This is a genomic window from Variovorax sp. LjRoot84 (genome assembly GCF_964254305.1).
Taxonomy (GTDB): Bacteria; Pseudomonadota; Gammaproteobacteria; order Burkholderiales; family Burkholderiaceae_C; genus Variovorax.
In genome coordinates, this window is the sequence record NZ_CAXUTE020000001.1 from 1,346,775 (window position 1) to 1,360,000 (window position 13,226).

The window sequence follows — 13,226 nt, forward strand, 5'->3', positions numbered from 1 at the left end:
CCCGTTTCCGAGGGATTCCATGCCGACCACCCAGCTCTCCGTCTACTTCTTCCTGCAGGTCGCCGTCATCATCACAGTCTGCCAGCTCGTGGGCCGCCTGGCGCAGAAGATCGGCCAGCCGCAGGTGGTGGGCGAGATGATCGCGGGCGTGATGCTCGGCCCCTCGCTGTTCGGGCTCTTCTTCCCCGAGGCGCAGCGCGCGCTGTTTCCCAAGGAAACACTGAGCATGCTCTACGTGGGCGGCCAGCTGGGCGTGGGCATGTACATGTTCCTGGTCGGTACCGAGTTCCGCGCCGATCACTTCAAGAGCCGCTTCAGGAGCGCCGCCTCGGTGTCGGCGGCCGGCATCCTCGTGCCCTTCGTGCTGGCTTTTGCGCTGGTGCCGTGGCTGCACGACATCCCCGGGTTGTTCTCGGCGCGCGCCAAGCCGCTCGAGGCCTCGCTGTTCCTCGGCGCCGCGATCGCGATCACGGCCTTTCCGATGCTGGCGCGCATCATCCACGAGCGCGGCCTGGCCGGCACCTCGCTGGGTACGCTCGCACTTACCGCCGGCGCGGTCGACGATGCGGCGGCCTGGTGCATCCTGGCCGTGGTGCTGGCGAGCTTCGGCGGTTCCTGGGGCGGCGCCTATGCGGCGATCGGCGGCGGCGTGGCCTATGCGCTCTTCATGGTGTTCATCGGCTCGCGCCTGCTCAAGCGCCTGGCTGCGCATGTGCGGCCCGATGCGCCGCTGAGTTCGTCGCTGCTGGCCATCGTGCTGGTGCTCTTCTGCCTGAGCGCCTTCGCGATGGACGCCATCGGCATCCACGCGGTTTTCGGCGGCTTCCTGCTGGGCGCGGTGCTGCCGCGCGGCGCGCTCACCGAAAAGCTGCGCGCGCAATTGCAGCCCTTCGTCGTGATCTTCCTGTTGCCGATGTTCTTCACCTACTCGGGGCTCAACACGCGGCTGGCGGTGCTGTTCGAGCCCGGCATCATGCTCGGCGCGATCGCGATCCTCGCCGCATCGTTCTGCGGCAAGGGCATCGCCTGCTGGGCCGCGGCGCGCATGTCGGGCGAAAGCCAGCGCGATGCGCTCGCGATCGGTTCGCTGATGAACGCGCGCGGGCTGATGGAACTCATCATCATCAACATCGGGCTGCATGCCGGCGTGATCCTGCCGGGGCTGTTCTCGATCCTGGTGCTGATGGCGATCATCACGACGCTGATGGCGACCCCGCTGTTCAATTGGGTGACGCGGGAGCGGCGCGCCTCGGCTGTCGAAGCAACGATCTAGCCGCTACCTGCCCAACCGGGCAGTAGGCGCGCGCTGCAGGGATTTCGACAATGCAAGCGTCTTTGGAGATCTTCATGTCGAACACTGTTTCCTTGCCGCCCCTCGAACAACTGTCTGCGGCGATGGCCGACATGGTCGCCGACGCAGCGCGCAGCGTGGTCGCCGTGCACACGCGGCGCACGCGCGCCAGCGGTTTCGTCTGGCGACCCGGGTGCATCGTCTCCTCGGAAGAAGCGCTGCCCGAAGACGAGGAGGTTGAGATCACGCTGCCCGGCGGCACGACCGTCGCCGCCAAGGTGGCCGGCCGCGACCCCACCACCGACATCGCGCTGCTTCGCTTCGAAGGTGCGGAAGCTCCGCAGTTGACGCTCGACAATTCAACGACGCGCGCCGGCGAGTTCGTGCTCGCAGTCGGTTCGCGTGAAGGCGTGCCGCTTTGCGCGAGCGGCATCGTCTCGCTGGCCGGCCCGGGCTGGCGCAGCCTGCGTGGCGGCGAGATCGACGCCAGGATCGAGCTCGACCTGCGCTTGCGGCCCAGCGCCGAAGGCGGCGTGGTGCTCAATGCGAAGGGCGGCGTCATCGGCATGTCGGTGTTCGGCCCGCGGCGGCGCGTGCTGGTCATTCCAGCGCCGACCATCGAGCGCGTGGCTGCGCAGCTCGCGGCCCATGGCCGCATGCCGCGCGGCTATCTTGGCCTGAGCCTGCAGCCGGTGAAGGTGAGTCACGCCAGCGTCGGCGCGATGGTCATGGGCGTGGCGGAGCAGGGGCCCGGTGCGGCGGCCGGCATCCATCAGGGCGACATCATCGTGGCCGTGAACGGCGAGCCTATCCGCAGCGTGCAACTGCTGCTGCGCGCACTCGGTCCAGCGAGTGTAGGCTCGGTCCTCACGCTGTCGCTCCAGCGCGCGGGCGAGCCGGTCGAAGTCCAACTCACCGTGGGCGAAAGGCCAGCCGATTGAACGAAAGCCGCGCGATGAAACCGATCGTGGTCGCGATCGAGATCGACGACGCCGAGTTGGCGCAACGGCTCGCTGCCGCCCTGGCAGCCGCGCCGGACCTGCGCCTGGCCGAGCGCGGAGAGGCCGCCGATGTCGTACTGGTCCATCCTTCCGAGGCGGTGGAGCACGGCGAGGCAGTGGATTCGGTGTTGACCCCGCGCGAACTCGAGGTGCTGGCCCTGGTGGCTGAAGGCGCCTCCAACAAGGCCATCGCGCGGCGTCTGGGCATCTCGGTGCACACGGCAAAATTCCATGTCGGTTCGCTGATCGACAAGCTCGATGCCACGGGCCGCACCGACGCCGTCACGCAGGCGGCCCGGCTCGGCGTCATTCATCTTTGAATTTTTTCGGGACACGGACATGCCGGATCAAAGAATTCCAAGCCTCTACGAATGGCTCGGCGGCATCGATGCCCTGAACCGCCTGACGACGCGCTTCTACGAGCAGGTGCGTGGCGACGAACTGCTCGGACCTGTGTTCGCGCACATGGGGGCGGACCATCCTTCGCATGTCGCGGCCTTCCTGGCGGAGGTGCTCGGCGGGCCGGCCTCGTATTCCGAACGGCACGGAGGCCATCCGCACATGATCCGGCAGCACTTGGGCCGCCATCTCACGCAGGCCCAGCGGCGCCGCTGGGTGAGCCTGCTGCTGGAAACGGCCGACGAACTGGGCATGCCCGACGACCCCGAATTCCGATCCGCGCTGGTCGGCTACCTGGAATGGGGCTCGCGTCTGGCCGTCATCAATTCGCAACCGGGCGCCACGGTCGATGCGCATGCGCCGATGCCGAAATGGGGCTGGGGCGAGGTCAAAGGCCCGTACACGGGCTGAGCGCCGCAATCCCTGCTGTGACGTTTGGCAACGATCTTCACCGTCGGGACAGTCCACTTCCGCTGCGGTTGGCGCGTTGGTTGGCGGACATGGGCGGTATTCGCCCGTCCTCAGGAGTCCTTGTGAACCTCAACCGTTCTGTCTTCTTCAAGTACGCCGCGGCCGGTGCCGTGGCAGCCGCGGCGCTGTTCGCCGCAGCTTCGGCCAATGCGGGTGTGAGCTGGTCCGTGGGTGTCAATGCACCAGGCCTGGCCATCGGCGTGGCCGAACCTGGTCCGGTTTACTACGAACCCGCCCCCGTCTATTCGCGCCCCGCACCGGTCTACTACCAGCCCGCGCCGCCTGTGTATTACCGTCCGCCCCCGCCTGCGTACTACCGTCCCGCACCCGTGTATTACGGGCCGCCCGCGCCGGTGTACTACGGCCCCGGCTACCGCCACGGGTACCGTCATCACCACCGTCGGGATTGGGACGATCGGGACGATTGAAGTCGGAAGAGGCAAGCGCCGATTCACCGCAGCATGCAGAACGGCCGGCCTTCGACGCCGGCCCAGACGCATGCGCGGATGCACGCAATCACGATGCGAGGATCCTGCACGGAAGGGATTCTTGTCATGACGATGAGCATGGCTTTCTCTTTATGCATTCCCGATGCGATGGCTCACGTCGCCCAATGCGAATAGTGAAGCACCACATAACCGAGCGAATGCCAGAAGTGGGCTTCGGCCTGGCTGTTGGTGAAGATCCTCGAGCCATTCAGCCCGAGGCATTCGTAGCCCCAACCCACTCCTGCCGAATCCAGAATGATCTTGTCCATGGCGCGCCTCCAATGCTTGAAGGTATAGGCGTTCACGGCCCTGGAAGCCAGCAGCCCGCGGCTGACCGCCTCGTCGGCCCCGGTGCGGATGTCTTGTCCGGATTCATCCGGTCTGCGGGCGTCGGCTGCGGCTGACACGCGTGCGCGAATGTCTCTGCCGGGTCCACGAATGAGATGCATGGCGAGAAGCCATGGTGCCCGGGGCCGGAATCGAACCGGCACACCTTTCGGTGGGGGATTTTGAGTCCCCTGCGTCTACCAATTTCACCACCCGGGCACGGAAGGAAGGCAGCTCAAAATTATGGCACAGTGCCTTCCATGCAATATCCGACGATTGAAGACGCGATCGGCAAGACGCCGCTGGTCGCGCTGCAGCGCATCGACGCGGCCGCCAACGCGAAGCGCGGCAACGTGATCCTGGCCAAGCTCGAAGGCAACAACCCGGCCGGCTCGGTCAAGGACCGGCCGGCGCTTTCGATGATCAAGCGGGCCGAGGAGCGCGGCGAGATCAAGCCCGGCGACACGCTGATCGAGGCGACCTCGGGCAACACCGGCATCGCGCTCGCGATGGCGGCGGCCATCAAGGGCTACCGCATGGTGCTGATCATGCCGGAGGACCTGTCGGTCGAACGCGCGCAGACCATGAAGGCCTTCGGCGCCGAACTCGTGCTGACGCCGAAGAGCGGCGGCATGGAATACGCGCGCGACCTGGCTGAGCAGATGGTGGCGCAGGGCAAGGGCCGCGTGCTCGACCAGTTCGCCAACCCCGACAACCCGCGCATCCACTACGAGACCACAGGCCCCGAGGTCTGGGCCGACACGGGCGGACGCATCACGCACTTCGTGAGCGCGATGGGGACTACCGGCACCATCACCGGCGTCTCGCACTTCCTGAAGGAGAAGAACCGCGAAGTACGCATCATCGGCGCGCAGCCCGAGGAAGGCTCGCGCATCCCGGGCATCCGCAAGTGGCCGGAGGAGTACCTACCCAAGATCTACGAGCCCAGCCGCGTCGACCAGCTGGTCCACGTGAGCCAGGACAATGCCGAGGAGATGTGCCGCCGGCTCGCGCGCGAGGAGGGCATCTTCGCGGGCATTTCGTCCGCCGGGGCGCTGTGGGTGGCGCTGGAGATCGCCAGGACGGTCGAGAACGCGACCATCGTCTTCGTGGTCTGCGACCGCGGCGACCGCTACCTCTCCACCGGCGTGTTTCCCGCCTGAACGCGCCATGTCCGAGCACAAGTTCTGCCCGGCCTGCGCCACGCCGCTGGCGCACATCGAACTGGCCGAGGACGGCGGGCCGAAGTCGCGCCTGCGCTGCCCGTCCTGCGGCTGGACCCACTGGAACAACCCGACGCCGGTGCTGGCCGCGATCATCGAGTACCGCGGCCAGGTGCTGCTGGCGCGCAATGCCGCGTGGCCGCACAAGATGTATGCGCTGATCACAGGCTTCATGGAGGCCGGCGAGACGCCGCAGGAGGGCATCGCGCGCGAGATCAAGGAAGAGACGAACCTCGACGCGAGCGCGCTGAACCTGGTCGGCGTGTACGACTTCCAGCGCATGAATCAGGTGATCATTGCCTACCACGCGGTGGCCGATGGCGAGGTACGCCTGTCGCCGGAACTGGTCGATTACCGGCTCTACGAACTCGGCGCCCTCAAGTGCTGGCCGGCCGGCACCGGCTACGCGCTGGCCGACTGGCTGCGCACGCGCGGACACGAACCCCAGTTCATGGACTGGCCGCGGCCGGCAACCCTCGCGGCCGAATGAGCTGCCTAGAATCGACGCAGCTTCAAGGACAGGACAAGGCGATGGACATCCACAAAGAAATCGACACCCGCGGACTCAACTGTCCGCTGCCCATCCTGAAGGCCAAGAAATCGCTCAACGAGATGCAGAGCGGCCAGTTGCTGAAGGTGGTGTCCACGGATCCGGGCTCGGTGCGCGATTTCCAGGCTTTTGCGCGCCAGACCGGCAACGACCTGGTCGAGCAGCAGACCGTCGGCACCGATTTCATCCACGTGCTGCGCCGCCGCTGACGGTGCCGCCGTGAAGCGCAGCGCCCGCATTGCCGTCCTGGCGCTTGCGCTGCTCGTCGCGGCCGCGCTGCTCACGTTGACCCTCTGGAGCGACGGCATGCCGCCCGATCCCCCGCATCGTCCCCTGTCTTCCGAGGCGATCCCGCTCGCGGTGCTGGGCGATTCGAACAGCCACTCCTACCAGGACCATGCCTGGTTTCCCGCTGATACGACCGAGCGCGGCGGCGCATGGCGTTCGCGCACCTTCCAGTGGACCGAGGTGCTCGCGCGCCTGCGCGGGCAGCAGCTGGACCTCGGGCCGTGGGTTCTCTGGGGCCGGCCCGGCGTCGTGGCCCAGGCGCGCGAGTGGCTGGGCCTGCGCGGCGGCCGGGCGCCGAAGAAGGAGGACTATTTCTACAACTTCGCGAACTCCGGGGCGGCCTGCAAGAACCTCATGGGCGGCCGGTTTCGCCAGGCGCCACGCCTCGTCGCACTGATGGACGAGGAGCCCGAGCGCTGGATGCGCGGCGTGGTGGTGATCCGCATCGGCCTCAACAACTGGGGCGGCCTGCTGGATCTCCAGGCGCGCGACCCTTCCGCGCCCGAACTGCGTGCCGCCACGGCCTATTGCGCCGGCGAGATCGGCGCGGCGGTCGCGTTGATCCATGCTTCGCACCCTTCGACGCGCATCCTGCTGGTGGGCATCGGCAACGAAGCGGACGATCCCGCCAACTTCGATCGATGGCAGTCGGCAGCCGAAACCACGAACATCGGGACTGCGCTCGACGGCTTCAATGCCGCCATCCGTCGGCTGGCCGACAGCGACCCGCGCCTGGCTTATTTCGACGATCTCGCGTGGTTCCAGGCCCACTGGGGATCACGCAGCGCCGATGGCAAGCCGGACTACAAGACGGTGGCGATCGGTTCGACGCTGCACGTGACGAACACGATTGGCGATGATCCCCGCAACGCCCTGCTGGCAGATCGCCATTCGGGGCTGGTGTGGAACGCCTTGTGGGCGCAAGCCCTCGTGGCGCGCCTGCAGGACGTTTTCGGTCTGCCGCTGACGCCGATAGCCGACGAGGAGCTGGCCAGCTTCCTCGAGCCGCTGGTGCTGACGAATCCGCCTAGAGCTCCAGGCTCTTGAGGTAGGCGCGGAATTCGCCGCCGACTTCCGGGTGCGCGAGCGCGAGCTCGACGGTGGCCTGCAGGAAGCCTTCCTTGCTGCCGCAGTCGTAGCGCACACCCTGGTAGGCATAGGCGTAGACCGATTCCTTCTTCATGAGCGCGGCGATGCCGTCGGTCAGTTGGATCTCGCCGCCGGCGCCCTTGGGCTGGTTGCGGATCTCCTCGAACACGCCCGGCGTCAGGATGTAGCGGCCCGCCACGCCGAGGCGCGAGGGCGCGTCCTCCGGCTGCGGTTTCTCGACCATGCGATTGACCTTGACCAAGCCTTCCTCGACCGTGTCGCCGGCCACGATACCGTAGCGCTTGACGTGTTCGAGCGGCACTTCCTGCACCGCCAGCAACGAGCCGCCGAGCCTGCCGAAGGCGCGCGTCATCTGCGCCAGCACGGGCTCGCCGTTCTCGGGGCCGACCATCAGGTCATCGGCCAGCAGCACTGCGAAGGGTTCGTCGCCGACCAGGTGTTCGGCGCACAGCACGGCGTGCCCCAGACCCAGCATGCGGGGCTGGCGCACATAGGAGCAGGTCATGTCGTCCGGCATCACCGAACGTGCAATCTTGAGCAGCGCGAGCTTGTTGCTGGCCTCGAGTTGGCTTTCGAGCTCGTAGGCGGTGTCGTAGTGATCCTCGATCGCGCGCTTGTTGCGCCCGGTGACGAAGATCATGTCGCGAATGCCGGCGGCGTAGGCTTCTTCCACCGCGTACTGGATCAGCGGCTTGTCCACCACCGGCAGCATTTCCTTGGGCTGCGCCTTGGTGGCTGGCAGAAAACGGGTGCCGAAGCCTGCGACGGGAAACACGGCCTTGCGAATGCGCGCTGGTGAGGTGGACATGGGCTTTGCGTCTGATCGGGGAAGATGGATCGGAGGAGGGCGGCGCCTCGGCGCCGAACCCGAATACTAAAGCTCTCCGATGTCGAGCGTCTGTCAGCCGAGGCGCACAAGCTGGTCGCGCAGCCGTTCGAGCGTGGCGCTGAAGTCCGCGAGCCGCTTGCGCTCCTGCTCGATCACCGCGGGCGGCGCCTTGGCGACGAAGGCTTCGTTGCTGAGCTTCGCGTTGACCTTGGCGATCTCGCCTTCGATGCGCGCGATCTCCTTGCCGATGCGCGCCTTCTCCGCGGCCTTGTCGATTTCCATGTGCAGGCAGATGCGTACGCCGCCGACCACCGCCACCGGCGCCGCTTCGGCGGCCGCTGCCCAGTCGGCCGCGTCGTCGAAGACCTTCACTTCCTTGAGCTTGGCCAGCGCCTGCAGCACCGGTGCGGCATCGCGCAGGAAGGCGCTGCTTGTCGCATCGTCGGCCACGGCGTAGAGCGGCAGCCGGGTGGCGGGCGACACGTTCATCTCGCCGCGCAGCGTGCGGCATGCATCGACCAGCGACTTGAGCCGCGCGACGTGGGCCTCGGCCGCTTCGTCGATCTTCTCGGGCTGGCTCTTCGGATAGGCCGCGATCATGACCGATTCGCCTTCGCGGCCGGCCACCGGGGCCACCTTCTGCCAGAGCTCCTCGGTGATGAAGGGAATGACCGGGTGCGCCAGGCGCAGCAGCGTTTCGAGCGTGCGGATCAGCGTGCGGCGCGTGGCGCGCTTCTGCGCATCGTCGCCCTGCTGGATCTGCACCTTGGCGATCTCGAGGTACCAGTCGCAGAACTCGTCCCATGCGAACTGGTAGATCGCGTTGGCGACGTTGTCGAGCCGATAGTCTTCGAAGCCCTTGGCCACCTCGGCCTCGACACGCTGCAGCTGCGAGCTGATCCAGCGGTCGGCCTGGCTGAATCGGAGGTAGCCGTGGGCCGGGCCGCCGACGGCGCATTCTTCCTTGGTGTGCTCGCGCAGGCCGCAGTCCTGGCCTTCGCAATTCATCAGCACGAAGCGCGTCGCGTTCCAGAGCTTGTTGCAGAAGTTGCGGTAGCCCTCGCAGCGCTTGGGGTCGAAATTGATGTTGCGGCCCAACGAGGCGAGCGACGCGAAGGTGAAGCGCAGCGCATCGGCGCCGAAGGCCGGGATGCCGTCTGGGAATTCCTTTTGCGTGTTCTTGCGCACAGCGGGTGCGGTCTCGGGCCGGCGCAGGCCCTGCGTGCGCTTGTCCAGCAGTTCGGGCAGCGCGATGCCGTCGATCAGGTCGACCGGGTCGAGTACGTTGCCCTCGGACTTGCTCATCTTGTGGCCGTGCGAGTCGCGCACCAGGCCGTGGATGTAGACGTGCTTGAAAGGCACCCGGCCGGTGAAGTGCTTGGTCATCATGATCATCCGGGCGACCCAGAAGAAGATGATGTCGTAGCCCGTGACCAGCACGCTCGAAGGCAGGTAGAGGTCGTAGTCCTGCGCTTTTTCGGGCCAGCCGAGCGAGGAGAAGGGCACCAGGGCCGACGAATACCAGGTGTCGAGCACGTCTTCGTCGCGCACGAGCTTCTTGCCCGGCGCCTTGGCTTGCGCCTCGGCCTCGTCATGGGCCACGTAGACCCGGCCCTCTTCGTCGTACCAGGCCGGGATCTGGTGTCCCCACCAGAGCTGGCGCGAGATGGTCCAGTCCTGGATATTCTCCATCCAGTGGTTGTAGGTGTTGACCCAGTTCTCGGGCACGAAGCTCACTTCGCCCGAGCGCACCGCGTCGATGGCTTTCTGCGCGATCGACTGACCGCCGGCGTCGGGCTTGGTCATCGCGACAAACCACTGGTCGGTCAGCATCGGCTCGACCACGGCACCCGTGCGTGCACAGCGCGGCACCATGAGCTTGTGCTTCTTGGTTTCGATCAGGAGGCCGAGCGCCTCGAGGTCGGCCACCACCGCCTTGCGCGCCACGAAGCGATCGAGCCCGCAGTACTTTTCGGGCGCGTTGTCGTTGATCGTGGCGTCCAGCGTCAGCACGCCGATGGTCGGCAGGCCGTGGCGCTGGCCCACGGCGTAGTCGTTGTGGTCGTGCGCGGGGGTGACCTTGACCACGCCGGTGCCGAATTCCTTGTCGACGTAGTCGTCGGCGATCACCGGGATCAGGCGGTCCACCAGCGGCAGCTTGACGCGCCGGCCGATCAGTTGCTTGTAGCGTTCGTCCTCGGGATGGACCATCACGGCGACGTCGCCGAGCATGGTCTCGGGCCGCGTGGTCGCCACGGTGAGTGAGCCCGAGCCGTCTTCGAGCGGATAGGCGATGTGCCAGAGGAAGCCGTCTTCCTCTTCGCTCTCGACCTCGAGGTCGCTCACCGCGGTCTTGAGCACAGGGTCCCAGTTCACCAGCCGCTTGCCGCGATAGATCAGGCCTTCTTCATAGAGCTGCACGAAGGTTTGCGTGACGACCTTCGAGAGCTTCTCGTCCATCGTGAAGTATTCGCGGCTCCAATCGACCGTGTCGCCCATGCGGCGCATCTGGTTGGTGATGGTGTTGCCCGACTGCTCTTTCCACTCCCACACGCGGGCGACGAAGTTCTTGCGGCCCAGGTCGTGGCGGCTGATCTTCTGTTCCTGCAGCTGGCGCTCGACCACGATCTGGGTCGCGATGCCCGCGTGGTCGGTGCCTGGCACCCACAGCGTGTTGTCGCCCTTCATGCGGTGGTAGCGCGCGAGGCTGTCCATGATCGTCTGGTTGAACGCATGGCCCATGTGCAGCGTGCCGGTCACGTTCGGCGGCGGCAGCTGGATCGCAAAGGAGGGCACGTCGTCCTTTGGTTGCCCGGTGCCGCGAAAGCCCGCGACCGCGTAGCCGCGCCGCTCCCACTCGGGACCCCAGTGCGCCTCGAGGGCGGCAGGTTCGAAGGATTTGGAAAGGCTCTCGAGGCCGGGTTGGGACAAGGTGTCGCTCATGGCGGTGCAAAGACGAGCGGCATCCCGCAGGATGCCGCTGGTGGGGGTGGATGAGCGAAGGATTTTATTCGACTGCGGCGCGCGCCGTGTTCAACGCGTGGGCACGTAGTTCACCGGCAGCCAGACGTAGCCGCTGCCCTGCGAGCGCAGCCGGCCGACGCCGGGGAAGGAGATGTGCGCGCCTCCCACCAGGTAACCCTGCATGGCAGCTTCTGCATAGGCCCTTCTGCGCTGCACGGCCGCCGGCCGGGAGTCGGTGTCGAACTGGATGGTGATGGATGGATTCTCGAACTGGACGGCGGCCACGTGCATCAGGTCGCCCCAGAACACCATCTTCTGGCCCTTGCTTTCGGCGACGAAGATGCTGTGGCCCGGCGTGTGTCCACGTGCCGCCTTGGCCTTGATGCCGGGCACCAGATCGGTGTCGCCGTCGAAGGGCTTGAACTTGCCGGCTGCGATGTAGGGATTGAGCGAAGCCACCGCGCCCTGGAAGAAGCCCTTCGAGTCGGCCGGCGCCTTGTCCATGTTCGCCTGGCTGAGCCAGAAATCGGCGTCGCGCTGGTCGGCTCGCACCGTGGCATTGGGAAAGGCTGGCTTGTCGCCTGCTGCCAGGCCGCCCACGTGGTCCGGATGCAGGTGGGTGATGTAGATCTCGTCCACCTGCTCGGGCTGGTAGCCCGCCGCCTTGAGGTTGGCCGCGAGGCGGCCCAGCGCCGGACCGAACAGGCCGCCGGCGCCGGTGTCGATCAGCACCAGCTTCTCGCCGGTGTTGATCAGATAGCCGTTCACCGAGGTTTCGAGCGGGCTCTGGAGATAAGACCTGGCCAGCGTCTTCTTCACCTGCTCGGGCCTGGTGCGCGTCAGCAGCTGGTCCACCGGCAGCGCCACCGTGCCATCGGACAGGGCCGTGACCTCGAAGTCGCCGACCATCAGCCGGTAGAAGGCCGGCGCGGCTTCCTTGGCAAGGGGTGCCGCCGCATGCGTCGCGGTAGGCGTCCACAGTGCGGTGGCCGCGCAGGCGGCGACAAGAACGAAAGCGCTGGTTCGCAGAAGGGAGGCAGCCTTCATCGCAGATCTCCTGGGAGTGGGGTTGGAAGCAGGGCGGACTCTACCGCTTCGAGAGCAGTCCGTCCGGGCCCGAAGATAATTCGGAGATGCTGTTTTTGATTTCGCCTGCCAAGTCGCTCGACTACGACACCCCGGTACCCGATGCGCTGCCCGCCACTCAGCCTCGTTTCGAAGGGCCGCGCGGCCCGGCCGCCGAGCTGATCAAGCTCCTGCGGCAGAAGTCGCCGCAGCAGATCGCCGAACTCATGCACCTGTCGGACAAGCTGTCTGCGCTCAACGTGGCTCGCTATGCGGCCTGGGCTTCCAAGGGGACGGAGAAGAACGCGAAGCAGGCCGCGCTGGCTTTCGACGGCGATGTCTATGGCGGGCTCGACGCCAAGACCCTCAGCACAGAGCAGCTCGCCTGGGCGCAGGATCATGTGTGCATCCTGAGCGGCCTCTACGGCGTGCTCCGGCCTCTGGATCGGCTGCAGCCCTACCGGCTCGAGATGGGCACGCAGCTGGCCAATGGCCATGGCAAGGACCTCTATGCTTTCTGGAACTCGCGCATCGCCGGCTACTTGAACGAGCGCCTCCAGGCGGACCGCACGCCGGTCGTGATCAACCTGGCTTCGCAGGAGTACTTCAGGTCGGTCGACCAGAAGGTGCTGAGGGCTCGGGTGATCGAGTGCGTGTTCGAGGAGTGGAAGAACGGCAAGTACAAGGTCATCAGCTTCTTCGCCAAGCGCGCCCGCGGCCTGATGGCGCGCTGGGCCGTGCTGCACAGGGCGGCCACGCCCAAGGTGCTGGAGAAGTTCGATTTCGAGGGCTATGCCTTCGACGCCGGGGTATCGCTGCCCGAGCGCTTCGTATTCAGGAGGAAAGCGGCATGAGTCTTGGGCAGGCGATCAGTCCCGAGCTGCGCGAGTGGGTCGTCGCGCAGCTCGCCGCGGGGCATTCGGTACCCAGCCTGCGGGCTTCGATGCGCGATGCCGGCTGGCATAGCGAGGTGGCGGACGCCGCGCTGGCCGAGGTCGAGGCGCAGGCTGCAGGCGCGGCGGCCGTCGCGCCGCCGCGCACCGCGATGCCGGGGCCGGACCTGTCGACCTCGCCGCTGTATATCGACACCGGCGATCGCCGTGTCCAGGTGCTCCAGACCATGCTCCATCCGCGCGTGGTGGTGTTCGGTGACCTGGTCTCCGACGAGGAATGCGAGGGCCTCATCGCGGCCGCGCGGCTGCGGCTCGCGCGTTCCCTCA

Annotated in this window: 15 protein-coding genes and 1 tRNA gene (1 of these 16 only partly in view); 11 read left to right on the forward strand and 5 right to left on the reverse strand. The window is 66.7% G+C overall.

The annotated features are described in order from the left end of the window. The first annotated feature begins 19 nt into the window (after window positions 1–19). The 5 genes from ACSQ9I_RS06835 (at window position 20) to ACSQ9I_RS06855 (ending at window position 3,590) form a co-directional block, all read left to right on the forward strand. Window positions 20–1,273, forward strand: a complete 1,254-nt coding sequence (locus tag ACSQ9I_RS06835; RefSeq protein ID WP_093108918.1) for a cation:proton antiporter — start codon at window positions 20–22, stop codon at window positions 1,271–1,273. A 74-nt stretch (window positions 1,274–1,347) separates the two neighbouring features. Continuing rightward, window positions 1,348–2,232 carry a S1C family serine protease gene (locus ACSQ9I_RS06840; RefSeq protein WP_436312668.1) on the forward strand — a complete coding sequence of 295 codons (885 nt, stop codon included), beginning with the start codon at window positions 1,348–1,350 and terminating at the stop codon, window positions 2,230–2,232. Between the two features lie 26 nt (window positions 2,233–2,258). After that, the gene (locus ACSQ9I_RS06845) at window positions 2,259–2,612 is read left to right on the forward strand and encodes a response regulator transcription factor (RefSeq protein WP_436308636.1); all 354 of its coding nucleotides are present in this window, start codon (window positions 2,259–2,261) and stop codon (window positions 2,610–2,612) included. A 19-nt stretch (window positions 2,613–2,631) separates the two neighbouring features. Beyond that, window positions 2,632–3,102, forward strand: a complete 471-nt coding sequence (locus ACSQ9I_RS06850; RefSeq protein WP_436303078.1) for a group II truncated hemoglobin — start codon at window positions 2,632–2,634, stop codon at window positions 3,100–3,102. A gap of 122 nt (window positions 3,103–3,224) precedes the next feature. Further along, the gene (locus tag ACSQ9I_RS06855; protein ID WP_436293833.1) at window positions 3,225–3,590 is read left to right on the forward strand and encodes a hypothetical protein; all 366 of its coding nucleotides are present in this window, start codon (window positions 3,225–3,227) and stop codon (window positions 3,588–3,590) included. Between the two features lie 173 nt (window positions 3,591–3,763). On the opposite strand, the gene ACSQ9I_RS06860 is transcribed toward ACSQ9I_RS06855, so the two are convergent. Then, a complete protein-coding gene (locus ACSQ9I_RS06860) occupies window positions 3,764–4,099 on the reverse strand; it encodes a hypothetical protein (protein WP_139191719.1) in 336 nt (111 codons plus the stop codon). A 12-nt stretch (window positions 4,100–4,111) separates the two neighbouring features. Next, a tRNA-Leu gene (locus tag ACSQ9I_RS06865) sits at window positions 4,112–4,196 on the reverse strand. A 41-nt stretch (window positions 4,197–4,237) separates the two neighbouring features. On the opposite strand from ACSQ9I_RS06865, the gene cysM reads away from it, so the two are divergent. The 4 genes from cysM to ACSQ9I_RS06885 are packed head-to-tail and all read left to right on the forward strand — an operon-like array spanning window position 4,238 to window position 7,085. Further along, a complete protein-coding gene (cysM, locus tag ACSQ9I_RS06870) occupies window positions 4,238–5,140 on the forward strand; it encodes a cysteine synthase CysM (protein WP_093108914.1) in 903 nt (300 codons plus the stop codon). Window positions 5,141–5,147: 7 nt separating this feature from the next. Next, window positions 5,148–5,690 (forward strand): NUDIX domain-containing protein, encoded by a 543-nt coding sequence (locus ACSQ9I_RS06875; protein WP_436312669.1) that lies wholly within the window; start codon window positions 5,148–5,150, stop codon window positions 5,688–5,690. Window positions 5,691–5,731: 41 nt separating this feature from the next. After that, window positions 5,732–5,959: a sulfurtransferase TusA family protein gene (locus tag ACSQ9I_RS06880; RefSeq protein ID WP_093108912.1), complete on the forward strand. Its 228-nt coding sequence runs from the start codon at window positions 5,732–5,734 to the stop codon at window positions 5,957–5,959. 10 nt (window positions 5,960–5,969) lie between these two features. Continuing rightward, window positions 5,970–7,085, forward strand: a complete 1,116-nt coding sequence (locus tag ACSQ9I_RS06885) for an SGNH/GDSL hydrolase family protein (RefSeq protein ID WP_436312670.1) — start codon at window positions 5,970–5,972, stop codon at window positions 7,083–7,085. On the opposite strand, the gene galU is transcribed toward ACSQ9I_RS06885, so the two are convergent. The 3 genes from galU to ACSQ9I_RS06900 form a co-directional block, all read right to left on the reverse strand. Further along, window positions 7,066–7,956, reverse strand: coding sequence for a UTP--glucose-1-phosphate uridylyltransferase GalU (gene galU / locus ACSQ9I_RS06890; protein ID WP_093108910.1), 891 nt, complete (start codon window positions 7,954–7,956; stop codon window positions 7,066–7,068). The genes ACSQ9I_RS06885 and galU overlap by 20 nt on opposite strands. Window positions 7,957–8,049: 93 nt before the next feature. Further along, window positions 8,050–10,920 (reverse strand): valine--tRNA ligase, encoded by a 2,871-nt coding sequence (locus ACSQ9I_RS06895; protein ID WP_436312671.1) that lies wholly within the window; start codon window positions 10,918–10,920, stop codon window positions 8,050–8,052. Between the two features lie 90 nt (window positions 10,921–11,010). Next, entirely contained in the window at window positions 11,011–11,988 is a 978-nt protein-coding gene (locus tag ACSQ9I_RS06900) for an MBL fold metallo-hydrolase (protein WP_436312672.1), read from the reverse strand. A gap of 86 nt (window positions 11,989–12,074) precedes the next feature. Between ACSQ9I_RS06900 and yaaA the strand changes: the two genes are divergently transcribed. Continuing rightward, entirely contained in the window at window positions 12,075–12,860 is a 786-nt protein-coding gene (gene yaaA, locus ACSQ9I_RS06905) for a peroxide stress protein YaaA (protein WP_436303084.1), read from the forward strand. After that, window positions 12,857–13,226 carry the 5' end (the start) of a 2OG-Fe(II) oxygenase gene (locus tag ACSQ9I_RS06910; protein ID WP_436312673.1) on the forward strand. The gene runs 476 nt beyond the window's last position, so 370 of the gene's 846 nt are visible here — the first part of the coding sequence; its start codon is at window positions 12,857–12,859; its stop codon lies off the right edge, out of view. The genes yaaA and ACSQ9I_RS06910 overlap by 4 nt, the downstream gene beginning before the upstream one ends.